The sequence below is a fragment of the Rhizobium sp. 007 genome (assembly GCF_015353075.1).
GTDB lineage: Bacteria > Pseudomonadota > Alphaproteobacteria > Rhizobiales > Rhizobiaceae > Rhizobium.
On record NZ_CP064188.1, the window covers coordinates 1,477,832 to 1,503,508 of the forward strand.

The window sequence follows — 25,677 nt, forward strand, 5'->3', positions numbered from 1 at the left end:
TTTTCGGTGTTCTTTCAGTTGACGGTTATGAAGCGGCGGCAATCGCCTCTTCGATATCCCCCCACAGTGCCTCGGTTCCTTCGAGGCCGACATGGAGGCGTACGGACCGCGGATGAATGCCAAAGGCATGCGCGGAATTCGGCTGCGCTTTCTGCTGGAGCACAACCTCGCCCGGTACGATCAGGCTTTCATGCCCACCCCAGCTTACACCCAGTTTGAAAAGCTTGAGGTGGTCGGCAAAGGCGCGGATATCGACACCTTCGCGGAAAATGAACGAAAAGAGCCCCGATGTGCCGTTGAGGCCAGTGGGCAGACGATTGGAAAGTCCCGGATGACAGACCTGCTCGACGACATCGAATTTCTGCAGGCGCTGGGCGATGGCCATCGCCGCAGCCTCGTGGGCCTTCATGCGAAGCGGCAGCGTCCGCAGGCCGCGGATGAGAAGCCAGGCGTCGAAGGGCGAAAGCTTGGCGCCGAGATAGGGATAGGCCTCGGCCTTGATGCGCGCGATCATCTCCTTGGAACCGGCAATGACGCCGGCGACGACGTCGCTGTGGCCGCCGAGATATTTTGAGGCCGAATGGATAACGAGATCGACCCCTAATGTCAGCGGCCGTTGGAAGAAGGGGCTCGCCCAGCTGTTGTCGATCATCGTAACGGCGCCATGCCGCTTGGCGAGCGCCGCAAGCGCGCCAACGTCATGGACCTCCATGACCCAGCTCGTCGGGCTTTCCATGTAGAAGAGCCTCGCACCGGGCAGCGCCTTGGCGACTGCCTCCTCGTCGCGCCCGTCGACATAGGTGACCTCGATCCTCATCCGCTTCAGGATCGTGCCAAACAGGCGGAAAGCATCTGGATAGACGTGCCTGACCGCTACGATCCGGTCACCGGGCTCTACAAAGCTCAGGACCGCCGATGAGATCGCCGCCATGCCGCTCGCAAAGCCGAGGGCATCTTCCGCGCCCTCGAGCTTGGCAAGCATCTCCTCGAACATCCGCACAGTCGGATTAAGCCCACGCGTATAGATCGGCCGCACCTTCTCGCCGCGATAGGAAGCGATCATGTCATCGTAGTCGGAGAAGGTGAAAAGCGACGTCTGAAAAATCGGCGGAACGACCGCATCAGCGAAGTTGCCCTCGTCATGGGCGGTGATCAGTGAAGCAAGCTCGAAGGGTTCCAAGCCGTTGCTCATTTGGACATTTCCTTGATGTCTTCCTCGACAACCTCGAGGATTTTCAATGTTTCTTCGCGGGCAGCCTCGGCGTCCTGGGCAACGATGGCGTTGAAAAGCGTGCGGTGGAACGGAAAGGACCGGCGCGCAAAGTCTTCCCGGTCGAATGGATGAGTCCAAAAGCGCTCGAACGTCTCGCGCATCTGCTCAAGAAGCTGGCCGAACAGCGGGTTATGGGTTGCGTCATAAACAGCCATGTGAAAGGCGAGGTCTTCGGGACCGGACGTGCCCTTCGCTTGGTGCACGCGCTCCATTTCATCGAGCTTCTCTTCGATGACGGCGAGGTCCCTGGCCGTTCTGCGCCGCGCAGCCACCATGCCTGCTTCGCATTCGATGCCGCGGCGAACCTCCAGCGTCTGCAGAAGGACATCACGAAGATGCGCCGTGTCAAGTGACAGCGGCATGTGGATGGTCGCCTTGGAAACCGGCTTCAAGAGATAGGTGCCGCTTCCCATGCGCGTCTCAATCACTCCAAGCGCCTGAAAGTGCCGGATCGCCTCGCGAATAGTCGAACGACCCACAGCAAGGGCTGCCATAAGTTCACGTTCGGCAGGCAGCCTGTCGCCTGCCTTAAGCTTCGCCGCCTCAACATAATGAGCCAGCGCCTCAGTCACCTGACGCGCACGATCCATGGCGGGAAGCGGCCGGATCAGGGGGGTATCGCCGACATTTGCCTTCATGGTTCCCCAGTTGACTTCTTAAAGCAGCAGCTTTTCAAATTGGTCTGACGTCTTAGCATTTCGCAAAGAACCTGTGCCGTCAAGGTGGGGCAGCTGAAGTAGATGAACCCGCTCCCCCACAATGTCCTTTTGCACCTCCAAAAGGGCCTCAAAGCACCAGTAACGATAGCCCGGTGACAGATAAAGACCGACGATTTCGCGGATCTTATCGATGAACAAAGGGTCGCTGGAAAGCTTGAACGTCTCAGTGCGATGAGGCTGCAAGCCGAAGGCGTCCATTTCCGGCGGATCGTCGTGTGCGAAAAGCCTGTGGCCGCTGCCATCGAGCGGATCGACCAATGGTCGCATCGCTTGGCGTTGAACGCAGCGTGCGCTCGATCACAGCAGCAATCTGATCGTCGTGTCAATCGTCCGGCCGACCAGGGCGAACTTCGTCGAGCAGACCATCGAGCCGATCTCTAAGAAAGCGTCGTCTCCATTTGCCAACCGTATTTCGATTTCGCCGGCTCCACCCGCGTCAGGCACCCGACCCGGCCGAGGCAATTCATGGTAAGCGGCACAATTCTCTGCCAGATCACGCCCTGCGGACGCGTGCCGCCCGTGTCATTCCACGACTCGCAGCACCGCAACCGGCTGCCGTTGCCCAGCCCAAGACGCATCCCGCTGCCCCCCAGATCAGCCCTGCCAGATCGACTGGAACCGCTGGAACGAAGTCATTCCAAGTGTTCTTGGCAAGTGTCAGGTCGGGGCGGCGCAGCAGCAGCAATGGTCTAGTGACTGGAGGCTCCAGTGCCAACTCCCGCTGCTGTGCCGAAAGCCTGTCGTAACGCTCGAATATCCGGCGCATCGCGTCGCCTTGATTACGGAGGAAGACTTCAGGAGAGGCTGCATATACGCTGAGGGCCTCCTGACGGTCGAGGCCGTTTTGGACGGCCTGGGAATCAAATGCATCGACGATCTTCCTCAATTCGTCCAGGGCCCCACCGATGCGCTGGCGGTACTGTTGGGCAAATTCAGGTCCTTGCGAGAAAACGACGCCACCCAGTAGCACCATGACTATTGTCAACATTCGTGCCAGAAGTCCCATCCGAAGCCTCGCGTGGTTCAATATCGAAACGGCGCGATCCACGGATGGTTGCGTGGTGAGCGATGAAATTTGTCAGATCCTTGCGTGCGTGGCGGCTTCCTGGAACTAGATTGCCACCATCGGTGTTCTTGGTACAAGGGAGATTGCCATGAGCACCAACGACACGAACGCCACTCGGGAACAGCGCCGTCCAAAAGACGTCAAGCCGGTGCCCGAGAAGCCTGATTCCGCTAACAAGGAGTCGATGGCACCCGCGGTTCCGCCAGCCGGTACGCGGGACGAGAACGAGCGACCTATCGTCGACCCGGTGACCGGCGTCGCCCTTTGATCCGTCATGAAATCGGTAGCTCCGTGCATATCCGAATATCGGCCTTGAAGTCGCATTGGGCGCGGCGGCGCACAAATTGGCTACTCTGGTAGGTGCCGCATTTGCGACGCCCAGCCGGTGGTGCGAGCCGACATGATCGTCTTGTCTCTACAGTCAATATTTCTAGCACGCGTCGTGCATCGGCGAGGCCCATCCGGAATTGCTGTTGTGGTTCGATCCTTTGCTCCGCGGTCTCCCTGCGACTATGCCGCTATGCTAATATATGAAGCCTCGCGAGCTAAAAATTGTGAGGGGCGTCTTGAGCGCGAGTAGGCTCAATTTCGGACGTCAGAAAAGTTCAGCAGTCGCCTTGAACCTGAGAGGACAGGCAGGTGGACGTTGCCAACTGGTTGCGCTCATTGAAGCTCCAGCAGTACATCGATGCGTTTCGAGACAACGCGATAGATGGTGATGTCCTGCGTGACCTAACAGATCAGGATCTGCGCCACCTGGGTGTCTCAGCGCTCGGCCACCGCAAGAAGCTTCTTGACGCCATCAGGATATTAAGAACACCTCGCGACGAGGATCGGCCGGCCCTGGCACCGCGCAGGGTGGATAGCGAGCGTCGGCAGGTAACTGTAATCTTTGTAGACATGGTTGGATTTACGGCCCTCAGTCGAGAGCTCGACCCTGAAGAACTGCATGAGCTTGTGGACGCTTTCTTCGAGCGTGTTGATCCTATTATCGTGAATCACGGCGGATACCTGAACAAGCACATCGGTGACTGCGTGATGGGGGTCTTCGGTGCACCCATAGCGTACGGAAACGACGCGCTTCGTGCAGTACATGCGGCGTTGGAAATACGCGATACTGTTTCAGAACTCGCGGAGTTTCACGGCCGCAGGCTCCAGGTTCATGCGGGAGTCGCGGGTGGTCAGGTCATTGCAAGCACGACTGGGAGCGCCAGCCACCACGAATACACGGTTACGGGCGAGTCCGTGAACCTCGCTTCGCGACTCGCGGCCGCGGCACTGCCTGATGATATCCTTATTTCCGATGCCGTCATGAGAACCACGCGTGGCAAGATTGACTGCCTGGACGCGGGTTTTCTGACCGTGAAAGGGTTCGCAGAACCTGTAAGAGCATGGCAATTACTTCGATGCACGACGGAGGTTTCTGCTAAAGCAGGACCACTCGTTGGCCGTCAGGCAGAGCTTCAGATTTTCACGGCAGCAGCCGCGGGATGTCGATCATCTGGCCGAGGCCAGGCGTTTTTCGTCCGCGGCGAGGCTGGAATTGGCAAGACTCGATTGGTCGAGGAGTTCCAACGAGTCGCGCAGGACCATGGTTTTGATTGCCATACGACCCTCGTTCTCGACTTTGGAAGTGGCGCGGGGCGTGACGCGATTGGCGCTCTGGTACGCAGCCTTCTGAACATCAGCTTGGCCGATACGGCGTCGGCGAGATGCTCTGCCCTTGAACTGGCACACGCCAAAGGACTCGTCGATCAAGACGAAGTCGTCTTCCTGAACGATCTCCTTGATCTGCCTCAGCCCCCCGAGCTTCGAGTTCTCGTGAATGCCATGGACAACCAGACCCTGCGGGCGGGCAGGATCACGGCCGTCACAGGCCTGGTACAGCGAACAAGCCTCGAGCGGCCTGTCCTCATCGTCGTCGAGGATATTCATTGGGCCGATGAGATGACACTCGCCCATCTCGCGGCAATCGCGGCCGCGTCCGCTCGTTGCATGACTATCGTTGCCATGACCTCGCGCGGTGAAGGCGATCCTCTTGGGTCCACGTGGCGCGAGCAAGTTGCCGAAGTGCCGCTGGTGACGCTCGATCTCGGACCTCTGCCGCTCGAAGATGCACGTGCGCTCGCGAGCGGACTGCTCGCGACGAGCGGCAGCTTCGTGGAACGCTGCGTCGAGCGGGCCGCAGGAAATCCGCTGTTCCTCGAACAGCTCCTCGCCGAGACGCAGCAAAAGGTTGGGACCGTGGAAGTTCCCGGCTCGGTGCAGAGCCTCATGCAGGCTCGGCTTGACCGGCTCGACAGCGATAACAAGACGGCTCTCCAGACTGCTTCCGTTCTGGGCCAGAGGTTCGAGCTTGGGGCTTTGCGGCATCTCCTGGGGGATTCTAGTTACACTCCAAACCATCTGTTCGAGCATCGCCTCCTAAGAGCGCATGGCGAGGCTGTTCTGTTCAGTCATGTGCTGCTTCGTGATGCAGCGTACGAGACGCTGCTGCGGAGTCGGCGACACGACTTGCATCTCGCTGCCGCCGAATGGTTTGCAGCCAATGAAGATGCGGTTTCGCGCGCGGAACATCTCGACCGCGCCGAGGACCCGAGGGCAGCGGCAGCTTACCTGTCAGCAGCTCAGATGCTGGTCGGGAGCTATCGGTACGAGACCGCGCTTCCGCTCGCAGACCGCGGTCTCGAGATTGTCGTTGCCCGAGGCCAACGTTACGAGCTGGCCCACTCCAGGGCCGAAATCCTTGAACGGCTGGGCCGGATCCGGGAAGCAGTGGCAGCCTACGACCTCGCACTGGCGTCAGCGACCGACGATCGAGCTCGGTGCCGCGTCCAGATCGACCGTGCAGGAGCGAGACGCACGATCGACGACATGGACGGAGCGTTCACTGACCTGGAGCAGGCTGAGGGCATCGCTTCACAGCTCGGCCTCGTGGCGGAGCTGGCTCGCATACACTTCCTGCGCGGCAATCTTTACTTTCCGAGCGGCAACACCGAAGCCTGCAGCCGCGAGCACGAGCGGGCGCTGGAGCTGGCGAAGAAGGCGGGTTCGGTCGAGCTCGAAGCGATGGCGATGGGCGGGCTGGCCGACGTCCAATTCGTTCGCGCGAGAATGGTGTCTGCTTACAAGCTGTTTGACCGCTGTGTGCGGCTGGCCCAGGAGCACGGGTTCGTCGGGATTGTTGCGGCTAACCGCCCCATGGCGGCGACAGCGCAATACTACTCAGGTGACACCTCGGCGGCTCTGGACACCGCCCTGCTCGCAATAAATGAGGCGGGGAAGGTTGGGCACAAGCGGGGCGAGAGTCTCGCGCATAACGCCGCCGTCCTCTGTTACCGCGAGCTGCAACAATACAGCAAAGCGTTCGATCACCTGGGCGCAGGCTTGCCGCTGGTGAAATCTCTTGGTGCAAGGCGTCTCCTGGCCGTCGGTCTATATAATCGCGCCAGCCTGCTGCGCCTCACGGGTGACATGGATGGCGCGCTTCATCAAGTGAACGAGGCGCTCGCAATTGCACGCGAGACAGGAATGGCGTTCGCGGGGCCACGCATTTTGGGCGAGCTGGCGTTGATCACCGACGATCCGGAAGTCCGGGCATCGTCGCTCGCGGAGGCAGAGGGACTGCTCGCAAAAGGAGCGGCGGTGCTCAACCAACTGGAGTTTAGGAAATCTGCGATCGAGGCTTGCATCAAGGGGGGCAATTGGGAAGCGGTGGAGCGCCATGCCAACCTGCTCGAGGACTATACCCGCTCAGAACCCCTTGCCTGGGCAGCGCGGATAATCGCTCGAGCGCGAGAGCGGCTGGCGGAGCGTCGATCCGAGCCGACTCGACAACCTCCAGACGACGGATCTTAGACAACAGCCACATGCTGATCGCACGCCTTTTCGGAGCAATTGCGGTCCGCACAAGCCGCTTCTGTTCATCCCCTGGAGCCGCCTCGTGTAAGTCCCAATATCGACGCGCAGGCATTTGAAGCATTTGCTGCAATCGGCGCTCGCCTTATGCGGATAACAGAACGGGTGGTCGCGTCGGCGGAGTGGCCGCTTCTGACGGCACAACGGCGCCATCGCCCCACCTTCATCGGGATCACATTGGCGGACTGCGCGAGGCGGGTTCTGAAGCATTCGCCAAAGCAAGATATGCTGTTAATGCGACTGAGTATGGTTTCTGGATTTCTGATGCCCGAGTAGGCACAGCTACAGAAGGCAACCATCTCCAGGTGTTGGAGCGCGTGAAGCCAGTCGCTGCGAAGACGACGTTCGTCACCAACCAGCAGACCATCGCTCCTGGCATCACGGCAGTATCAGCACCTGGTCATTCGCCGGGACACATGATCTTGCTTGTCGATTCCGAGGGACGTCGCCTCGTGGTCTCTGCTGACACGGTCGTGCACTACGCAGTCGGTCTCCAGCGGCCCAACTGGGAGGTCCGTTTTGACATGGATAAGGCTGGAGCAGCCGTTACCCGACAAAAGGTCCTGGATATGATCGCGACGGATCGGGTACCCTTTATCGGCTACCACATGCCACACCCATCGGTTGGTTTCCTTGAGAAGCGCACCGAGGGCTATCCGTTCGAACCGGCAAGCTACCAGTTCGACATTTGAGAACTCAAGGAGCGAAAGATGTCGCGTAGCTTCGTTGGAAAGCGAGCGTTGGTGACAGGTGGAAGCCTTGGCTTGAGCAGGGCGATAGCGATTTTGCTCGCCCAGGAAGGTGCCGACGTGGCCGTCCATATCAACAATCAAGACACCAGGCTGGCGAAATAGCGGCGATTGTTCGCTCTGTCGCAACGGCCTAGCGGTCCTGGCCGACAGTGGTGAACCCGGCACCGTCAAAGACGGCGATAACGCTTCACAGGACGCGTACAAATGTCGAGGCCATCGAAGGCCTGGACGGTCTGCGTGTCACCGTGGGGATACCCAATAAACGGACGCAACGTCGTAGAATGTGGCAGCCAGAGCCTTCTTCGCTGGGCGCAGACGACCAGACCCTTAACGAATAGGCGAACTAGAGACCTGGCACCAACGACTGTTCCGATAGCGCTCCAGCGATTGCCGAGGAGCCCGCCCCCGCCTTATTCGGCAGCCGCTAGAAAGAAGCTATTTTGTGAGGAAGCGGCTAGATCATGAACCCTGGCTTCAGTCTTGGCGATCAGCTGGTAGAATTCGTCCTGCGCTTCAACGTCCAGCTGGATAACAGCGTTGACATCGTCTGGCGTGTCACAGACGCAGGCGACTGCCGAGATAGGACACACGCCGCCTGGATAACGTTTGCCAGTGCCAGTATAGGCGCGGCGACCCCAGCGTTCCGAATAAACAGTCTCTTCACGGTCGAGGTGCAGAATGGTCCCCTTGCACGCGGTGACCATGGCGGCCTTGCCGTAGGCAAACCAGTGGTAGTTCAACTTTCGCAGTATATATTTGCCTGTGATGTCCTCGCCCGCAAGCTCTGCCGGGTCATTAATCATTCTGATCATGGTGGCTACCTCTTATCGCTCGCTAATATCCGTCAGGACCGTTAGGACGACAAGATAGAAAAACGTAGCATTCGGAGTAACTTAGTCACAAAGTGTTTCCGATTCTTACACTGCTTCGAGCAACCATTCAGAAGCCGGTAGCGTTTGGGAATCGCATGTTGGCCTCTGCCAAAAACAAAGATGAACATATCAAGGCTGTTCAATGGCGAGCTGTATCCAGATCGATCTATCCGGAAACGTCCAAGGAATATTGCTTGAGCCTGACCGGCGGACAGAATGGGGAATCCTTGTTCTCGCCGGATCGAGCGGGCGTGTCGATGTTCCACGTGCTTCGCTCTTCGCCAGCATCGGCGTCACGTCGCTTGCCCTGCGCTGGTTCGGCGGCGAGGGCCAAGCCCCAGGAATCTGTGAAGTCCCGCTGGAGATGTTCGTCCAGGCAATCGACGAACTTGAGAAACGCGGCTGCAAGCTGATCGCCATAGTCGGAACATCAAAAGGTGCGGAAGCTGCTCTGCTTGTCGCTACTCGCGATGAGCGCGTCGACGCAGTCTTGCCATGAGCCCAACGTCCGTTGTCTGGGGAAACATCGGACCGGGCCGTGACGGCATCGCCTGGCCGGAGCGCTCATCGTGGACATGAAAGAGCGAGCCCCTGCCCTTCGTACCCACCGATCCTTCATGGACAAAGGAATACGCGAACGGGCTGGTTTCCTATCGAAGCTTGTTCGAGCACTGTCTTCAACGCTTCGCCAAATCGATTCCGGCTGCCACCATTCCCGTCGAACAAAGCCGGGCTAATATAGTTCTGATCGCTGGCGGTAGTGACGCCCTGTGGCCCTCGGAGAGCTTTGCGAGATCAGTTCTTCATCGCCGACAAATGTTCGCGAAAGAAGCCGAGCTGATTTGCGATCCAGAGGCTGGTCATCGTATCCTCCTTCCAGCGGAAACAACGCCAAGATCGTCACTGCATGCGCACGGGGGCAGCGATGAAGCTGATACGCGACTGGGGAGGGCTGCTTGGGTTGCCTTTGCCAATATTTTGGGCAGGCTCGCATAACCATCGTTTGGACACGCGCTGGTCTCCTGCGCATCTCGCCAGCTCCTGGACCGTCTGCAGGAAAACTGACCGGAAGGTGGCAGCGGGTCTCGAAGGTTTCAATCGTGCCAAACTGGCTGCGAAGGCGTCCCTGCTGGTCAGCGCAGCCGGTCTGCGGTCTCGCCGAGAGTGTCCGCCACATAGGCTCCGCGTGATCCCATCGGCAATGGTGCCCCCGTGGTAGTGTCCTTCGCCGTCTGGTGTTCCAGCTCGGCATTCAGCTCGCCTCCCACGATCAGGATGACGATCGACAGCCAAATCCAGACCAGGAAACCGATCAGCGCACCGAGGGTGCCGTAGGTCGCGTCGTAGTTGGCAAAGTGGTTGAGATAGAACGAAAATCCGACCGACATCGCAAACCATGAAAAGGTCACGAGAAAGGCACCCCACGTCATCCATCGGAGCTTGGCGGGCTCGCGGCTCGGACCGAAGCGGTATACGGCGGTGGTCGCTGCGGCTGCGATCAAAAGCAACAACGGCCACCTCAGAAGCAGGGCCATGTGCTCCTTGAATAGGTCGAGCCAAAGATAGGAAAGCACCACAGGCATGACAGCGACCAGTCCTATTATTGTGGCGGCAGAGAGCATCGCGCCGAAAGTGAAGCACAGCCCTACGAGGTTAAGCTTGACCAGTCCCCGCTTTTCCTTTTCTTCATAGGCCACGTTCATCGCATCGAAGATCGCCAGCGTCCCGCTATGCGTGCTCCACAGGGCGATGGCAAGGCCAACGAAGAAAGTGATGCCAAGCGTCGAATCGCGGCTTTCGGCGAGGCTCTTGATGCGATCGGCGATGAGATCGAACGCGCCCGGCGGAAGCAGTCCTGACAGTTCCCGGAGGTGGCCAGCCATGGTGGCCGGATCTGCAATCAGCCCGTAAAGCGCGACGAGTGCCGACAGCGAGGGGAAAAGACCCAACAAGAGGTAGAACGTCACTCCGGCTGCTATGAGTGTCACACGATCATCGATGACTTCGTGAACCACCCGCCAAAAGACATCGCGCAGGCCCTTCACGGGTATCGCCTCGGGGACGCTTGCGTCCCTTCCTCGACCAGCCTCGAGCTCAGTCTCCACTGATCCGTCTGGCGTGGCTCCATGCGCGCCCTTCAGTGCGACGAGTACACCGCCCACCACGACAAGGAGGGTGGCGACGCTCGACAGCTTAATGTGCGGACGACTGAGCATAGGTAATTCCATTTCAGAGGGTAATTGCGGTTGGCCACGCTTCTTATTGGGATCGCGGTTCCCCTTGCTCACCCTAAGATTTGTCCCCCTCCTCGACCACCCGGCCTTGGAAGCACCATGAACGTCGGACGCGACTGAAACAGCCTTGTTAGAGACGTCGGATGCAATCTTCGGTCATGATCCATCATCGAAGACAGCTGGGCCGCAACCGTGTTTTCTCCGCGTCGGCGGCTTCGCCAAGATGTTCGTGTTTCGGTTTCAGTATGCGGCATGGCGGCCTACCGCATCTCATGAACCATCAATTGGAAGGTTTGTTCCTCTCCGGTGGTATGGTACGTGAAACCTCGCGCCTGCGACCCTCCCTGCGACCCTCTTTGTGTCGGCAGATAGTGAAGAATGGCAGCCATCAAGGAGGTAGCGACCCCACCGTCCCGGACTTTTCCGGTGCCGCGGAAGCACTGTCAGGGAGCCGGCACCAGAGGCGCCAGAATGAGCACAGCAGCGTGCGTCCTATCGGGGTGTGGCGGTTCTACTGCAGGGTCACGTGAGCGGGATACGCACGAGCCATCTCTGGACGTTGCTCGAACGTCCGGCGGAGCAACCGCGCTGCGTCGTCCATGATGAAGACGAGGTCCGTAAGGCGCTCGATCTCCGTGTGAATTCGATATACCTCGACGTCGTCGAGACTTCCACTTCCGATCAGCCTTCTCGCCTTTTCGACCAAGCGTTCTGTCCGGTCGACGATGTCCAGGCTGCGGCGTATAATGACTTCGAGCATGCGTGTCCTCTCGCTTGCATGACGCAGCGTGAGGGAGAATCGATCAACAGGCAATCCCTAAATGTGACTAAAGACGGCCGCGGATACGGTCGTAAAGATCGCGTACTTCGTCGAGAGCCCGGTCGTAGCGTGAACGAGGCGTCGATGATCGAAGACCGGCGATCGCAAAGGCAAACGCACCGGCGACCGCAGCGGCGGCCAGGAGTGATGAAACAGGATAGAGCTTAACCGTTGCTTCAGTCTGACGTGCGGCTTGTCTTGCGCCACCCTTTACGGATTGCGCGGCGTCGGAAATCTGCTGCCGCAACGCCTCCATCTGCTTGCGCAGGGCGCCGATTTCTTCGCGAGGATCATAGTCCGGCTGAGGCGGAATGCCTACCGCGGCGGTGTTGGTGTCGACAATCGCCTTGGGGACGGGCTCGCCGATCTTGGCACCTTTGGCAACCAAGGGCGCGGTGTCGGTTCGTTTGCGAGGCGGCATGGGCGGTCTCCGTGATGTGGTCTTTCCACGTTAACTGGAGCAGCCGGTCCTGCGTTCAAGCGCACTAGCCTGTGGACCTCGCAGTCGAATTGCTGATGACGGAGCGTTTATGCCGCGCAGTCCAGACGGCCCACGAAGCTTCGATCAGCTTCGCGGCGACGTCATTAACCTTCGTGGTCGAGTCCAACGGCTGCGCTGTAGAACGTGTCGTCAGGCAGAACCTCGTAGTAGCGGATCTGCAATGTACCGCTTCGGTAAGGATTGCGACATCCGGCCCTGTCCGACATATACAGCAGCTGTGGCTTTCCAGGTCCTCAACCTGTCGAGATCCTCGCTAGTTGGTCCTTGCGGACCAGCTCCACTTCAATCAGGTTCGTTTGGTGATGGCCCGTTATAAGGGGCGAGCGAAACACCCTGGCCAGTCCACTCCCTGAGGAGTGGCCTCTGACAGCTCACTTATGCGTGGACTTAAGAACGTGGCTGACGCTATCTGAGCGCCACTTCCACGTGTTGGATTTCTCGCTCCGCGTCGCAGGCGGCGCCTATCTGTTGTGGATTGGGATCAAGATCTGGCGCGCCGCCGCCGACCCTGTCGCCAACGACATGCCGACACATCAAGGCTCATCGCGGAGAGCCTTTGTCCGAGCGCTTTTGGTACAGCTCGCGAATCCGAAAACCGCAATCTTTTATGCATGGATGTTTGCGGCGATGCTTCCGGCGTCCCCACCCTTTTGGATGCTGATCGTCCTGCCGCCTTTGCTCTTCTGCAACGAATTCGTCTGGTACGCGATTGTCGCTTTCGCTTTCTCGTCCAGAAAGCCGCGTTCCGTTTACCTGCATTCCAAGCAATGGATCGACCGGGCAACAGGGGCCGTTTGGCGTGAAGCTGGTGATAGAAGGTATGGGGGCTGCGCGATAGATAATGGAGCGTCAGCGACGGGCGTTCGTTCAATAAATATCCGGCGTTCAGCAAGTTGCCGAAAGCGCATTTTTGGTGAGCACCGCCGTCACGGGCTCTTTGTCGCCGAACGAAGAACCGGTCGCCCGGTAGAGCCAGCGGACTGAGAGACGCAATTGCAAGTACCGAACGGAAACGGGATGGGAGGACAGTGAAACTCAGCGGTTGAACAGGTCCTGCCACTGCTTCTCGCCAATCATGCAGTCGGTAGCCGGTATGTCGCCGGCAATTTTTTGCATCACCGCCGACGGGGTAAGGCCACTGATCTCCATGACTAGCTTACGGCGCACAGCAACGGCGAAATCCTCGATCTTGCGAACTGGCAGCATGAAGGATCCGGGGCCGCCGATTACGCAATCCGCATAATATTTGTCGAGCCCGCTCGAAGCCTCGGCAGGTCTCAGCATAATTGCGAGACCATTGATCACGATGCCTGCCCTTAACGCCTTGTCCCGGGTGGACATGACCGGATCGCCGGAATTGTTTGGCCCGTCCCCGGAAACATCGATCACCTTCCTCATGCCGTCATAGGGGCTGGAGACTATCATTGTGGCGCCTTGGGCTATCGCAGCGGAGATCGATGTACGACGCTGCGTGCTGATCGGTCGCGCTTCCAGCTTATCGGCGAAATCGATCGCATCCTGCTGCGTCTCGATTACCTGCCACTCGATCACGGAATCGGGCACAACATAGCCTGCCCATTCAAAATAGCTGATGACGATGCGGCCGGTGAGACCGCCCTTCACCGCGTCGATGAATTCCTTGTGCTTGAGCGCTTCGATATAGCCCTCACGCTGGATGCGAACTTCCTCATAATCCATGGACCGTGAGGTATCGACAGCAAGGACAAGCTCGACATCGACCTCGCCTTCCGAAGCTTGCGCCACTGTCGAGGCGAGACCGGAGAGGCTGATGAGAACCGCAAGCGTCGTAAACATCGTCAACCAATCACTGCGTTATTCACGCAAAGGACTGTAACACAGCTTGGTCCGAGAATGACCCTCGACTGCCTGCGTCCCTTCAACTTTCAGTGAGAGAGGGAAATCTGGCTCTGTCGCCGACATCCGACGCGTGATCAGTCCCGATCTCGACGACCGGGATCGACACGAACTGCAAAGTTGTCGGGTGTACAGCGGCACTGATCGCACGAATTTGCGGCTGAACACGAAAATGGTTGCGATCATGGCAATCCATTTTCAGGGCGCCCTGCCATGCTTGCCTGCGGCAGATATTCCGCTAGTTGGGTTCAAATGGATGTCCAGGAGAATGCAGTTCCCATCGGTTCGTTGAATACGTCCAAACAGGTGCCGCTTCACGTGCAGGACCCAGCTGCCATGGCGGAAGTTGAACGGCTTCTCACACGCCGTACACGTGACATCCGTCTCAAAGGCGAGCTTCGTCGCCTGTTTCGGGAGCGCTCCTGGTCGCGAACGGCCAAGATCGTTCGCGCCTGGATGATATGGGTAGCTTTGTTGGATGTGCTGACGCTGTCGCTCAACATGTTGATGCTTCCAAGAGCCGTCACCCTGCCGATGCTCCCGCCGAGCAGCATCCTCCCGGCAGTCGCTATGGCGATCGCCGTTGTTTGGCAAAGGCCGCGCGCGCCCTGGCTCCAAGGGTTCTCGCTGATTGCCGGCATGTTCCTCATTCTCTTGTCGATCGCATTGGTGGGTGTGAGCGCGGGTGGCGAGTTCTACGAGCGGCACTTGAACATCATGCTGTTCGTGGCGATTACAGCCATCATCATCTTTGGCATACCATTGGCTTGGACGGTGACGATCGCCGTTTTGGCGCTCGGCCTTTATCTCGTTTTTCAGTTGCTGAACCCGGGCCTTGAAATCGGGAGCGCCGTGGCTGCGACGCTGTTTTTCGCCAGTGGTATCATTGCAACGGTCGTTGCCAGACGGACCATGACGATTCTTGCCCAGAAGACTTTCCTTCTTGAGCTTCGAGACCGCAGCCGTGTCGCCGAACTGGCCGACGCAAATGGCAAACTTGAGCATCTCGCAAGAACCGATCCCCTAACCGGGATCGCAAACCGGCGCTGGATGATGGAAACACTCGATCGCCTCTGGGGCGGCGGCACCAAATGCCCTGCAGGCGCAGCCATGCTGATGTGCGATATCGATGAGTTCAAGAACCTGAATGATCGTCTCGGCCATGCCGAGGGCGATCGCTGTCTCGTCGAGGTTGCCGATATTATCCAGGACTGCGTGAGGCGCGATCGGGATCATGTGGCGCGCTACGGCGGCGAAGAGTTCCTTGTTCTGCTTCCAGGGGTGGACGCGCGCGGAGCCATCGCTGTGGCTGAACAAATTCGCAAGAGCGTCGAAGCCGGCACCTTTGCCAATCCTGGATCGCGCGTCTCCCGTTACGTCACCCTGAGCATTGGAGTGGCGGTACAGGCTCCAGCCGCAGAGGCGGCATCGCCCGAGCAGCTTCAGCGTCAGGCCGATGCGGCGCTTTACCTTGCGAAACAGGCCGGTCGCAATCGCGTGATGCTCCATGGACCGGTTTCATCGAGCATCTAAGCTCGCCTGTCCCGATACGGAGTGGAATCTCGGTCAGTAATGTTCAATCATAGTCTCGTCTTCGCGGTCACGCTGGTTTTAGAAGACAGCCGCGGCCGCTCCACCGGGAACCGAGCCCGATTCCCGCGTGTCGGGATTAAGCCGCCGCTGTCGCGGCGTCACGAAATGAAACGAGTTTCTGGCGTCGATCATCCCATAGCACAAGCCCGACGCATTGCAGGCTTTGCCAAAGTGTAATGCGCCCGATTCCAGCAAGTTGCGGATAGTCGCGCAGCACTTCGGGCAGCCGGTAATAGGGTATGCGGCTCGACAGGTGATGGATGTGGTGGATGCCGATGTTGCCGGTCATCCATCGCAGCACCAGCGGCAAGTCGTAATGGGACGCACCGTGAAGGGCAGCTTCCGGAAACCGCCAGTCGTCGCCCGTTGACCAGTGCGTATCCTCGAACTGATGCTGGACGTAGAAGAGCCATATGCCGGCCGCACCCGACACCAGCACGATCGGCAGGTGGATCAGCAGGAACGGCCAGACCCCCACAATCCACATCATCAAGCCTGCGAGTGTGGCGACGGCAAGGTTTGTGCCCATTGTCGACACCCAGGGAAGCGCTCCGGAATTCATCATTCCGATTGGCAGGCGCTGCTTGAAGAGGAAGAGCCAGGCCGGGCCGATGCCGAACATCACGAGTGGATGCCGGTAGAGGCGATAGCCGAGCCGTCTCATGGGCGAAAGGGCACGGTATTCTGCAACCGTCAGGGTCGTAATGTCGCCAACACCCCGCTCGTCCAGATTGCCAGCCGATGCATGATGGGCGGCGTGCGCACGGCGCCAATAATCGTAAGGGGTCAGCGTAAGCACGCCAATGACACGCCCTGTCCAATCGTCGATGCCGCGACGGGCGAAGAACGAGCCATGGCCGCAATCGTGCTGGATCATAAACAGGCGCAGCAGGAAGGCTGCAGCCGGAATGACTGCGGCCAGCCCGTACCAGAATCCGTAAGCGAGGGAAAAATAGGCGACAGCCCAGCACCCTGCGAACGGGATGACGGTGACAATCAGCTCGAAGGCGCTGCGACGAACCCGCGGCTGACGGTATTTCGCCAGGGTTTTCAACCAAGCTGCGACATTGTCTTCAGCAAGTGAGGCAGGTGTATAGACATTTGCATTCATCAAAAGCAGTTCCTGTTCGCGCATCTTGCACCATCTGTGCGCGCATGACCCGTTTGCGCCCATTAACGCAGTGGTTTGCGCGTCAGGCTTGACGAGCCTTGCGTGCGGCATAACGGCGATCGCGTTCGGCCTTGCGTGCGGCTTCGGCGGCCGCGGCGCGTGAAACCTGATCGGCAATTTCTGCCTGACGAGATTCGGCTTCTGCCTTTTCCTCGGCCGCCGCGTCGGCAAGAATTCGCCGGTTCTGTGCCGCCTTCAATGCTTCCCGTTCGGCACGACGGAGCTCACGGGCCTGGGTCACCGCATCACGCGCGGCAAGTCGCTCCTGCATGGCGGGATCAGCCGATTTCGGTGCGGAGGCAAACTTTGCCAGAAGCTCTCGTTTGGCATCAGCCGCAGCATTGCGGCGCTCGGCAAAGCCGTTGTCGGTGGGACGTCTCAACAGATATTCCTTTGGATCTCGTAAGGTAGCATGCGTGGAATGAATGCGCACCCAAAGAAGGCCGGTGGCGCGCTGGTATCGTGCGCTCCTGAAGGAGCCTCATTACGGAAAGAGGCCAGACACGAGCCTGGCCCCTTGAAGCTTCGTGCCGCCGTACCGGTACATCCGCGGTCATCGGCGGCTAAAGCTCAGGCGGCCCTGAGCTGGCTGGCAGACATCTTGCCCGACTTGCTGTCGCGCTCGAGCTCGAAACCGAGCTTCTGGCCCTCGACGATCGAATTCATCCCTGCACGTTCGACAGCCGAAATATGAACGAACACATCGGCGCTGCCATCATCAGGCTGGATGAAGCCGAAACCTTTGGTGGAATTGAACCATTTAACCGTGCCGGTCGTCATAACGAACCCTTTCTTTAGCAACATTGTTCACCGCTGAGCGATGCACAGCGGGTTTTCGACTTTTGAGAGAGGGAAGTTCGTCACGAAGCGCGAGGCGCAGCAAAAACAAATATCGGCAAACAAAGTATCGATTGTGCGAGTATAGACGCTTTGATCGTCACGTCAACTTCTTGTTTTGGCACCTAAAGGTGATACTACTTTTGATAGAATAGGACGAGACCAGTCGCGCCAGCCAGGTTGAGGGAATCATACGCGCTTCAGTTCTTCCTTCCGCCTGGGCAGAGGATATGCATCGGCTTCGTAAAACGTCTGCATCTGCTGACCATCGAAGCGGGCTTCCTCAACTTCCAGAACGGAACCGCGAAGCATCGAGACAGGCATGTCCTCTATCGCAAAGCGGAGTGCTTCAGCGGCTGAATCAAACCTTTTGTATCGAAGGTGGCTCGTTCTCCTTACCGTCTTGCAGGGATAAAGTCCTGCAGCAGCACTGTAATCAAACGGCGCCATGCGTGGGCTCCTTACGGGCAAATAACGTCACGAGGTTGGCGCTCCTTGTGCGATTTTCGAGCCGCTGCTGCCTTTCAACGGGCCTGCGTTCTTTCATTCTGAGGATCTGCCTGGCGCGTATGGCCTCTAGCTTGGCAGCATTCGAACCTTCTGGCGCTGCGCGCCGGAACAGGCTTTCCGCCGTGTGGCGGGTCGTGTCTATCATAAAGGTATCCTAAAACGTGGATGCGCGAGGCAATAGCGTTCAGCGCAATTATCTTCCGCCAGGGCGGAATTCGGGACGTTCGCAGTTCTCGGATAGCCAAGCAGCCGGCCGAGCCGGCGAGATCAGGAAGCCGAAAGGCTGAAAGCGTAACAATGACATGGTGACGCGGGCCGCCCCTTTCAAGGCGCCGCCACAGCGTATCTTCGCAACAAGCACCTCCGGCGCCAACCACCACGACCATTTATAAAGTCATCGGCCGGAGTTCACGAAAGGCAGTCATTTGGGCTTTCGCGTCCGGCGTCGTTTTCGCACGCTCTGCAGACTTGGTTCGTCCCCGGCTCCCACTTCTCCCGTCGAGGGCTTTGCCTCTTCTTCGGGCACCGCAGGATCCGGACGAACAGATAGTCCTCGCTCGCGACGGGACTGTTCCCGCTCTTTCAGCACTGCAAGATACCGCTCGCGAGCTTGTGGCATGGTCAATTCACCCGTGACCCAGCATTCGATCAAGGCATGAAAGGCTGGATCGGCATCAATTTCGAGACCGAGCCTGCGCGCGCGCCCAAATGCTTTTGTGACAGCCACCCGACGGCTTTCTATGCTCATGCAGAACTCCGATTCGTATCGAGCCAACCATGCCACGATCCTTTATAACGGCTATGTGTCGACTCACCAACATGAGGTAGTCCGGGCTAGCCGCAGGGAGTTGGCGGATGGCCGCACCTAGACCCGACGATGTCTGATGCAGCCGGGATTTTTCGTGGAGGTCTGCCGCCGCCGGCGATACGAGTAGGTCGTTGGTACCGGCAGGCGATCTCAGCAGAAAGGGACTTCGACAACCGGACGGACTGAAGTTGCCACTTGTCAACGCATGAGCGTTCTTCCAATGTATTTGAATGAGTTTCCAAAGATGAGGATCGGAAAATGCCGACGGGGACAGTGAAGTTCTTCAACCAAACCAAGGGCTTTGGCTTTATCCAGCCCGATGATGGCTCAACCGACACATTCGTTCATATTTCCGCCGTCCAGCGGTCGGGTCTTACCAACTTGAGCGAAGGCCAGAAGATCAGCTACGAGATCGTCCAGGATCACCGGTCAGGCAAATCGTCCGCCGAGAACCTGAAGGTACTATAGATAAAGGAAGACAGGCACCCCAGGAAGAAGCGTTTTGGCTCGAACGGTGCCCCGTACGCCACCATCGCCTGCGGCCGAAGCGAGGCGTGCATGCCAAAGCAAATCGCCGGATCGTATTGCTTGCTTCACTGGCGGCTCTTTTCTTCCTCTGCGTCCGACCAGGTGAATCTCGACCGGGGCAAGCTCTGCGACGGCGGGCGCAAGACGTCGACTCAAAGTAGCTGGTCCTGCTTCACCGCCTTAAGAATGAGTACACCAGCATATTCTACACCTATGAGAACCTTCTCGAAGCCATCAGGGCAGCGGCACCGCGCAACGACGAATGAGCGAACACTTTCGCCCTCCGCTGATGACTGGGACCCTCCACGTCAACAATCGCCCGTCCAGGAGAAGCGTTTGGGACTTGCTGCACCGAAGAGGCGCAGCAGGGCAGCCCGCGACCTTGAGCGACCAGCCGATGGCCTTTCGATCGCGGATCAATTCTAACCGCCTAGCGCGGCGCGTCGTTTTCATCGATAGCCCCGCTTGCATACACGTTGCGAGCGACGGCGGCCAAAATCAGCAGCGTAACCGAGGCAAGGGCGCAGCAGGCAGCAAAACCGAGCGCGAAGCCGCGTTTCGCCGTCTCGAGCCAAGGAAGCTCCGCTGATTCGCCCAATGTCCTTGCGATCTCCACCGCTCCAGCGAGCGTCGCGGAGATCGCCACGACCTGTGCCTCGTTGAAACCGCTTAAGTTCACTTGGTCCATCGTCATGCGATAGACCAGCGTTCCAAGACTGCCGAGTAAGGCGACACCGAGCGCGCCGCCGAATTCCGCACTGGTTTCCGAAATGGCAGAGGCAGATCCAGCACGTTCGGGCGGCGCGGTGCTGACGATCAGCCCCGTCGTCGTGAGGATAACCGGCACGAAGCCCAGTCCAATAAGCATGCTTGCCATCAGGATTCCAATGAGACTTTCAGCGTATGCCGCAGCCGCCATGGCAGTTGTTCCGACAGCATTGACGATCAGACCCCCGATCACGGTACTGACCGGACCGAACCGGTTGGTGAAGCGATAGGCCTGAAAAGACATAACGGTAAAGACCAGCGCCGATGGCACCGACCACAACGCCGCTCCCAGGGGCGAAAGCCCGAGCACCAGTTGCAGAAACAGGTTCTGGAGCAGGAAAATACCGAAGACGAAAAATACACCGGCGAGATTGACCATCAGTGAAGCCGTGAAGGACGGAACGACAAAGAGACCAAGATCGATCAAGGGGTGAACAAGATGCTTCTGGCGACGCACGAACACGATGCCGACCAAAACGCCAACAACGATTGGAAGCAGCTGGCCCGGTTTGAAACCATCGGCGGCCATATGCTTGAAGCCGTAGATAATCGGCAGAACGGTTGCAAGGGACAACAAGACACTCGGAAGATCGAGTTTGCCGCCCTCGTCATTTCTATACTCCGGCAGGAGAAAGGGAGCTGCGATCAGCAAGGCCATCATAACCGGAATATTGATCAGGAAGACCGACCCCCAATGGAAATACTCCAGTAACGCGCCTCCTAAGAGCGGGCCAACGAGGCCACCAATTGCGAAGGCCGTGCCCCATATACTGATCGCCCGGTTGCGCTCGGCCTCGTCCTGGAAAAGGTTGACTACAAGTGACAACGTGGAAGGAGCGATCGTGGCACCGGCGACACCAAGCAGAGCACGTGCAATGATCAATTGTTGAGCGGTGCTGGCTGCCGCCGCAAGCGAGGAGGCGACGGCGAAGGCGAAAGCACCGATTAGCAGCACCCGTCTTCGTCCTATCCGATCTCCAAGTGTGCCCATGGTCACCAAAAATCCCGAAACCATGAAGCCGTAGATATCGTTTATCCAGAGCAGTTCCGATGCGGATGGATCGAGATCTGAGACAATCGCCGGCATCGCGAGAAACAGGACGGACAAATCCATCGAATAGATAAGGCAGGCGATCGACAGAACATAGAGGCCGATCCATTCGCGGCTGCCGGCGGTGGGCTGGGGTTTTTCTGCAAGATGTTCCTGCACAGGCTGCCTCCCGAGTTATGAGTTTGCAAATCTCGCCTCCCCTCGAGATTTTGGCAACCAGCGCCAACCGCCCATAAGTCTACCGAACCGCAATAAACGTCCCGCACAGACCGGAATGCAGGGTTAAGCCAGACTTTCAACGGCTATTGGTTTGACGGGTTTCATCCCAGACGCGCGCAGGACCGACGGAGGACTGGACAAGACAATACCACGGCAGCGGCGCACGCCCTCCTCTCCCGACGGTGACGTTCGCCGTCAACTCTATGCGGTCATTCAGGCCTGGTACTCCGGTCACAACCTTGCCACCCCAAAGGCCGCAAGGGCCAAGGCTATTCTCTCACCTGGTTTAAAAACTGCCATCGCTCCGAATAGTCCCGCCGGATACTTCCCGCCGTCTCGATATCATGGGGAACGGCAATCGCGGCTAACGTCTCCTTCATAGGCACGTTCACCGTGAATGTGAGCAGCAGTCCGAAAACCAGATAGACGACCGCGGCAGCGGCAAACCAGAGCGCGGGCGCCTTGCGCGACCGACTTGTCGGGTGCGTGCCGTGCGAGGTCTCGTTAATGCATCGAATGCATGTCTTCCTGGCGTAACTGGTCGATGGCATCCAACGCCTCTTCGGCAGACCAGCCCGCTCGAAGTGCGGCCGCGATCAGACGCACTTCAGCTTCCTGCTCAAGCTTCAGATAGAGCCCCTCAAGAGCTTCTCTTGCAGTGACGACATGTTCGTCGTGGGGCACGACATGGGGAATTCTTTCAAGCTGTGGCATGTTGATCTCCGCTAATAGCTGCTGCTCCTCTTGAAGCCTTGCCCGTCCGGCGGCACGTTGGCGTTCTTTCCATTATCGTCGCGAAGGGCGGCAGTCTCCTTGAGAATGAGCTTGACGCCCGCGCGATTGTTCGCGCGTCTAAAATGATCCTTCGAAGGGCATTGCCATCTTCTTCACTTTGATGCCCTCAACCGTCAGCTAGGGCGTAGGCTAAAGGCGTCAACTGAAAATGTTAGCGGGATAACAACTTCGGATGAGCGGAGCAGGCGGCGCGTCACAGCCGACCGGGCGGTGGCTCGCTGCGTTCGACTGGCGCTGGAGCAGATCATCGTTCAACGCGTTAAGCGACTCGGAGACAGTCAGGACGCATCGATATCGGAAAGGACCAATGCCTGCGGCGAAGGCAAAGCGAAAACGACTGACAATCATGCGCAATCAATCCTGCCCTTAGGAAGAGAGGGTTGCGTGCTCGTAGAGTTGGTCCATGCTTAAAGTCGCGATTTCGGCAAACGGGGTCTGGTTCCTGACGCGGCCGCCATCAAGGATCACAACGTCGTCGCAAAATGAGATCGTGCTGCGGTGATGGCTGATGACGATCGTCGCACGACGACCAGCTCTTGATTTCAAGGTCTCCACGATCGCTGCTTCAGACAATCCGTCCATGGCGTTCGTGGCCTCGTCCAGGATGAGGATTTCCGGATCGCGCACGAGGGCCCTTGCCAGGGCGATCCGCTGCCGTTGACCAGCCGAAAGGCTGGCTCCCCTATAGCCGACGATCGTCTCATATCCGTCAGGAAGCTTCTCGATGAACTCATGCGCCTCGGCAAGCTTTGCTGCGCTCTCCGCCTCGGCCAACGAGGCGTTGTGACCATAGGTAATATTCTGGAGAATAGTGCCGTCGATCAGCTCAAGGTCCTGGCTGGCGAGCGCAATTTGCCTTCGCCACAGGACGGGATCGATTTGATTAAGAGGGGTGCCATCGGCCAGAATGTCTCCTTCATCGGGCTCCACAAATCGACACAGAAGATTGACAATTGTCGTTTTTCCAGCACCCGACCGTCCGATAATGGCCGTCGACCGACCTTGGCGAATTTCGAAAGTCGCGGCGCGCAGCACGACGGGTCGCGAGCCAGACCCCGGATATTTGAAAGTCACGCGATCAAATTTGATTCGCTGAACAGGCGCATGAAGCTGGCCGTCGCCTGCAGGCGGCGGCGGCTTGTCAGACGAATCCAGAAGCCATCTGACCTCTTCCAAAGAGCCGCTCCAGCTCTGCACTTGGCTCCATGCCATTTGCAATGAACGGACGTGTGGCTGCAGCCGATAGAGTAGGACCACGAAAGCCACGATAATCGGAAAACTCACTCCCCAAAGCCAGGCGCCGACCACGACTGCTAGAAACAGACCCGAATGAAGCGTCTCGGTCAGCGGCGGCAGTGCAGCCTGGCGGGATTGGAGGACGAAACCCGCTTTTCGTACGGCATCTGAAGCGAAACCAAAGACTGCTTTTTCTCGCTGCTCCTGTCCGAATGCACGAATCAGCCGTCCGGCATGTACGAGATGAAGCATCCTGGCGGCGAGCTCACCGTTGAACGAAGTGACATTGCGGCTCGGGGCTTTCAGACTGGCTGACAAGATCGCATGAATGGCCTGGATCAGAACAAGCCCCAATGCAACACACAGCGTCATCTGCCATGAAAGAAGCAGGAGAAAGGCGAGCAAAATGACGACGGCCGAGGCGGACACGATCGAAGCGAGCATAGTTTGTATCGCATCCGAAGCCCGCCAGGATTCGTTGGAGATGATATTGAGCAGCCGCCCAGGGCTTTGCTGGAGAAAAAACGGGTACCCGATCGTCAAAAGCTGCCCCGCAAGAGAGCTGCGGATCGCATGGCCGGCTTTGCCGTAGATGAAATTGGCAAGCACGGCGTTGGCGAACGCCAGCACATTCTTCAGGGTGATCAATCCAAGGATGGCGGCAGCGATCGCGATCAGCCTTGCGCGGTCATCCAGGCCGGCGCCCACTTGCTGGAAGACGGCTGAGAACCCGGCCATTCCTGAGGGATCCTTCTCGCCGGCAATGATGCCGAGCATGGGAATAATAAGGCCAATGCCAGTGCCTTCAAGGACAGCGCTGCTGAGCCCAAGAACGACGACAACCGCAATGAGGCCGATCTTTTTGCCCAGAGCCTGACGCAATAGCCGAAAGCTCGACATAATGAATTCTAGCATGGCGGTTGTGACCTCAGCAGACGAGTTATCTGGTCGATCGGGTTTACCACTGACAGCTCCCGTCGTACGAAGGTGACAGGAGGTGCAAGCGCGGCAGCACCCCCCGCCACTATGCGAGCCCCTGAAGCGGCGGGACCATTTTGACCGGCACCGACTGGCAGTAACGCGCCAGCGCATCCGCCCGCCGGGTGGCCCCATCTGAAAAGCGGCACAACCACGGGGCATGAACGGCGGAGCGAAGTCCATATCGCTCCCGCCGTCGAATGACCTGCCACTTTCCGGTTCGCGTGAGAAACTCGTGGGTTAGTTCGGGACGCTGCTCATCGGCAATGAGCTGATAGAGGAAATAGAAGAAACACAAGGCTCCGTCCGCATAGCTGGAGGACGCCGGCGCAGCTTGCTTGGCAATTTTTCTTTCCAGCGTGAGAATGCAATCTGCCACACGGCGTACCGTGTCCAGTGTGACGTCTGCGCCGATCTCATGAAGAGCGTCGGGGTCGTCGTTAAGAGATTGCCGCTCGAGGTTCTCTGCAACGATCTTCAGATGGGTTCGACGCATTTGGTGCTTATGTCTGCTCGTGACACTGTCGGAGTGAATACGATAGGCGACCAGGCTATCATCGATCATTGCCGCGGGAAACTCTCGTGCGATTCGCCTGAAAAGATCGAAATCCTCCGCATGCACATAACCGGCGTCATATACCAGCATGTCTTCGGGAACGACCCTTCGGTTAAACATCACGGTCGAGTGCAAGAAGATCGTAAAGAACAGCGACAGTATGTGCCAATCCCCGGACTGATAGATCGGATTTGGCTTGCCGCGCACAACGCGATTACCGAGAAGCTGATCGATGCCCGTTCCACTCATGGCGAGCTGGGGCTGCTGGGCAAAAAGTGCCACCTGGCGTGAAAAGCGGGACGGATAGGAAATGTCGTCTGCATCCATCCTGGCGATTAGGTCGCCCCTCGCCAAGGCGATGCCCTCATTCAAGGTCGCAACGAGCCCGCGGTTCTCCCGCGAAACGATGCGCACGCGATCGTCGACTTTTCGATACCGTTGGAGAATACTCAACGATCGATCGGTCGAGCCGTCGTCAAGTGCAATCACTTCAAAGCGCCCATAGTCCTGGCGCAGAATGCTTTCCAGCGCTGCAGCAACGTAAGGTTCGCCGTTATAGACAGGCAGCACAACAGAGATCAATGGAACAGACATCG

General features: G+C 58.3%; 23 protein-coding genes and 2 pseudogenes. 6 read left to right on the forward strand and 19 right to left on the reverse strand.

The window, feature by feature from the left end:
- Nucleotides 1-25: 25 nt before the first annotated feature.
- The 4 genes and pseudogenes from ISN39_RS28095 to ISN39_RS28110 form a co-directional block, all read right to left on the reverse strand.
- Nucleotides 26-1,192 (reverse strand): PLP-dependent transferase, encoded by a 1,167-nt coding sequence (locus ISN39_RS28095; protein WP_194731314.1) that lies wholly within the window; start codon nucleotides 1,190-1,192, stop codon nucleotides 26-28.
- Nucleotides 1,189-1,911, reverse strand: coding sequence for a FadR/GntR family transcriptional regulator (locus tag ISN39_RS28100; RefSeq protein WP_092588266.1), 723 nt, complete (start codon nucleotides 1,909-1,911; stop codon nucleotides 1,189-1,191). Before ISN39_RS28100 ends, ISN39_RS28095 begins: the two co-directional genes overlap by 4 nt.
- Before the next feature lie 171 nt (nucleotides 1,912-2,082).
- Nucleotides 2,083-2,410, reverse strand: a pseudogene (locus tag ISN39_RS28105) (helix-turn-helix domain-containing protein); the annotation flags it as partial.
- Nucleotides 2,411-2,485: 75 nt separating this feature from the next.
- Nucleotides 2,486-2,980, reverse strand: a complete 495-nt coding sequence (locus tag ISN39_RS28110) for a DUF2937 family protein (RefSeq protein WP_246763453.1) — start codon at nucleotides 2,978-2,980, stop codon at nucleotides 2,486-2,488.
- Nucleotides 2,981-3,146: 166 nt separating this feature from the next.
- Between ISN39_RS28110 and ISN39_RS28115 the strand changes: the two genes are divergently transcribed.
- From ISN39_RS28115 to ISN39_RS28125, 3 genes are all read left to right on the forward strand, one after another.
- On the forward strand, nucleotides 3,147-3,326 hold the full coding sequence (locus tag ISN39_RS28115) for a hypothetical protein (protein ID WP_194731316.1): 180 nt from the start codon (nucleotides 3,147-3,149) through the stop codon (nucleotides 3,324-3,326).
- A gap of 371 nt (nucleotides 3,327-3,697) precedes the next feature.
- The gene (locus tag ISN39_RS28120) at nucleotides 3,698-6,916 is read left to right on the forward strand and encodes an adenylate/guanylate cyclase domain-containing protein (RefSeq protein WP_194731317.1); all 3,219 of its coding nucleotides are present in this window, start codon (nucleotides 3,698-3,700) and stop codon (nucleotides 6,914-6,916) included.
- Nucleotides 6,917-7,098: 182 nt separating this feature from the next.
- The gene (locus tag ISN39_RS28125) at nucleotides 7,099-7,668 is read left to right on the forward strand and encodes an MBL fold metallo-hydrolase (RefSeq protein WP_246763454.1); all 570 of its coding nucleotides are present in this window, start codon (nucleotides 7,099-7,101) and stop codon (nucleotides 7,666-7,668) included.
- A 470-nt stretch (nucleotides 7,669-8,138) separates the two neighbouring features.
- Here ISN39_RS28125 and ISN39_RS28130 read toward each other — a convergent pair whose 3' ends face one another.
- Nucleotides 8,139-8,540 carry a hypothetical protein gene (locus tag ISN39_RS28130; RefSeq protein WP_194731318.1) on the reverse strand — a complete coding sequence of 134 codons (402 nt, stop codon included), beginning with the start codon at nucleotides 8,538-8,540 and terminating at the stop codon, nucleotides 8,139-8,141.
- 202 nt (nucleotides 8,541-8,742) lie between these two features.
- On the opposite strand from ISN39_RS28130, the pseudogene ISN39_RS28135 reads away from it, so the two are divergent.
- Nucleotides 8,743-9,596, forward strand: a pseudogene (locus tag ISN39_RS28135) (acyl-CoA thioester hydrolase/BAAT C-terminal domain-containing protein).
- A 137-nt stretch (nucleotides 9,597-9,733) separates the two neighbouring features.
- On the opposite strand, the gene ISN39_RS28140 reads toward ISN39_RS28135, so the two are convergent.
- From ISN39_RS28140 to ISN39_RS28160, 4 genes are all read right to left on the reverse strand, one after another.
- On the reverse strand, nucleotides 9,734-10,816 hold the full coding sequence (locus ISN39_RS28140) for a YihY/virulence factor BrkB family protein (RefSeq protein ID WP_194731319.1): 1,083 nt from the start codon (nucleotides 10,814-10,816) through the stop codon (nucleotides 9,734-9,736).
- Nucleotides 10,817-11,345: 529 nt separating this feature from the next.
- Nucleotides 11,346-11,594 (reverse strand): hypothetical protein, encoded by a 249-nt coding sequence (locus ISN39_RS28145; RefSeq protein ID WP_194731320.1) that lies wholly within the window; start codon nucleotides 11,592-11,594, stop codon nucleotides 11,346-11,348.
- Between the two features lie 67 nt (nucleotides 11,595-11,661).
- The gene (locus ISN39_RS28150; protein ID WP_194731321.1) at nucleotides 11,662-12,075 is read right to left on the reverse strand and encodes a hypothetical protein; all 414 of its coding nucleotides are present in this window, start codon (nucleotides 12,073-12,075) and stop codon (nucleotides 11,662-11,664) included.
- A gap of 1,116 nt (nucleotides 12,076-13,191) precedes the next feature.
- Nucleotides 13,192-13,971 (reverse strand): DUF1194 domain-containing protein, encoded by a 780-nt coding sequence (locus ISN39_RS28160; RefSeq protein ID WP_194731955.1) that lies wholly within the window; start codon nucleotides 13,969-13,971, stop codon nucleotides 13,192-13,194.
- 396 nt (nucleotides 13,972-14,367) lie between these two features.
- Here ISN39_RS28160 and ISN39_RS28165 point away from each other — a divergent pair, with 396 nt between their 5' ends.
- Nucleotides 14,368-15,564, forward strand: coding sequence for a GGDEF domain-containing protein (locus ISN39_RS28165; RefSeq protein WP_246763455.1), 1,197 nt, complete (start codon nucleotides 14,368-14,370; stop codon nucleotides 15,562-15,564).
- 136 nt (nucleotides 15,565-15,700) lie between these two features.
- Here ISN39_RS28165 and ISN39_RS28170 read toward each other — a convergent pair whose 3' ends face one another.
- The 5 genes from ISN39_RS28170 to ISN39_RS28190 all read right to left on the reverse strand — a co-directional run bounded on the left by ISN39_RS28170 (nucleotide 15,701) and on the right by ISN39_RS28190 (nucleotide 18,890).
- Complete coding sequence (locus tag ISN39_RS28170; protein ID WP_194731956.1) at nucleotides 15,701-16,735, reverse strand: fatty acid desaturase; 1,035 nt, start codon at nucleotides 16,733-16,735, stop codon at nucleotides 15,701-15,703.
- Between the two features lie 82 nt (nucleotides 16,736-16,817).
- Nucleotides 16,818-17,177, reverse strand: coding sequence for a DUF6481 family protein (locus tag ISN39_RS28175; RefSeq protein ID WP_194731324.1), 360 nt, complete (start codon nucleotides 17,175-17,177; stop codon nucleotides 16,818-16,820).
- A 188-nt stretch (nucleotides 17,178-17,365) separates the two neighbouring features.
- Nucleotides 17,366-17,575 (reverse strand): cold-shock protein, encoded by a 210-nt coding sequence (locus ISN39_RS28180; protein WP_074073049.1) that lies wholly within the window; start codon nucleotides 17,573-17,575, stop codon nucleotides 17,366-17,368.
- 246 nt (nucleotides 17,576-17,821) lie between these two features.
- Nucleotides 17,822-18,082, reverse strand: a complete 261-nt coding sequence (locus ISN39_RS28185) for a hypothetical protein (RefSeq protein ID WP_194731325.1) — start codon at nucleotides 18,080-18,082, stop codon at nucleotides 17,822-17,824.
- 481 nt (nucleotides 18,083-18,563) lie between these two features.
- Nucleotides 18,564-18,890, reverse strand: coding sequence for a hypothetical protein (locus ISN39_RS28190; protein ID WP_194731326.1), 327 nt, complete (start codon nucleotides 18,888-18,890; stop codon nucleotides 18,564-18,566).
- A gap of 318 nt (nucleotides 18,891-19,208) precedes the next feature.
- On the opposite strand from ISN39_RS28190, the gene ISN39_RS28195 reads away from it, so the two are divergent.
- Nucleotides 19,209-19,418: a cold-shock protein gene (locus ISN39_RS28195; RefSeq protein ID WP_074071665.1), complete on the forward strand. Its 210-nt coding sequence runs from the start codon at nucleotides 19,209-19,211 to the stop codon at nucleotides 19,416-19,418.
- A gap of 490 nt (nucleotides 19,419-19,908) precedes the next feature.
- Here ISN39_RS28195 and ISN39_RS28200 read toward each other — a convergent pair whose 3' ends face one another.
- The 5 genes from ISN39_RS28200 to ISN39_RS28220 all read right to left on the reverse strand — a co-directional run bounded on the left by ISN39_RS28200 (nucleotide 19,909) and on the right by ISN39_RS28220 (nucleotide 25,675).
- Nucleotides 19,909-21,456: an MFS transporter gene (locus tag ISN39_RS28200; RefSeq protein ID WP_281438327.1), complete on the reverse strand. Its 1,548-nt coding sequence runs from the start codon at nucleotides 21,454-21,456 to the stop codon at nucleotides 19,909-19,911.
- A gap of 329 nt (nucleotides 21,457-21,785) precedes the next feature.
- Complete coding sequence (locus ISN39_RS28205; RefSeq protein WP_246763456.1) at nucleotides 21,786-22,067, reverse strand: DUF1772 domain-containing protein; 282 nt, start codon at nucleotides 22,065-22,067, stop codon at nucleotides 21,786-21,788.
- Nucleotides 22,021-22,230 carry a hypothetical protein gene (locus ISN39_RS28210; protein ID WP_040115276.1) on the reverse strand — a complete coding sequence of 70 codons (210 nt, stop codon included), beginning with the start codon at nucleotides 22,228-22,230 and terminating at the stop codon, nucleotides 22,021-22,023. The genes ISN39_RS28205 and ISN39_RS28210 overlap by 47 nt, the downstream gene beginning before the upstream one ends.
- Before the next feature lie 447 nt (nucleotides 22,231-22,677).
- Nucleotides 22,678-24,462 (reverse strand): ABC transporter ATP-binding protein, encoded by a 1,785-nt coding sequence (locus tag ISN39_RS28215; RefSeq protein ID WP_194731958.1) that lies wholly within the window; start codon nucleotides 24,460-24,462, stop codon nucleotides 22,678-22,680.
- Nucleotides 24,463-24,571: 109 nt separating this feature from the next.
- A complete protein-coding gene (locus tag ISN39_RS28220) occupies nucleotides 24,572-25,675 on the reverse strand; it encodes a glycosyltransferase family 2 protein (protein ID WP_194731327.1) in 1,104 nt (367 codons plus the stop codon).
- Between the last annotated feature and the right edge of the window lie 2 nt (nucleotides 25,676-25,677).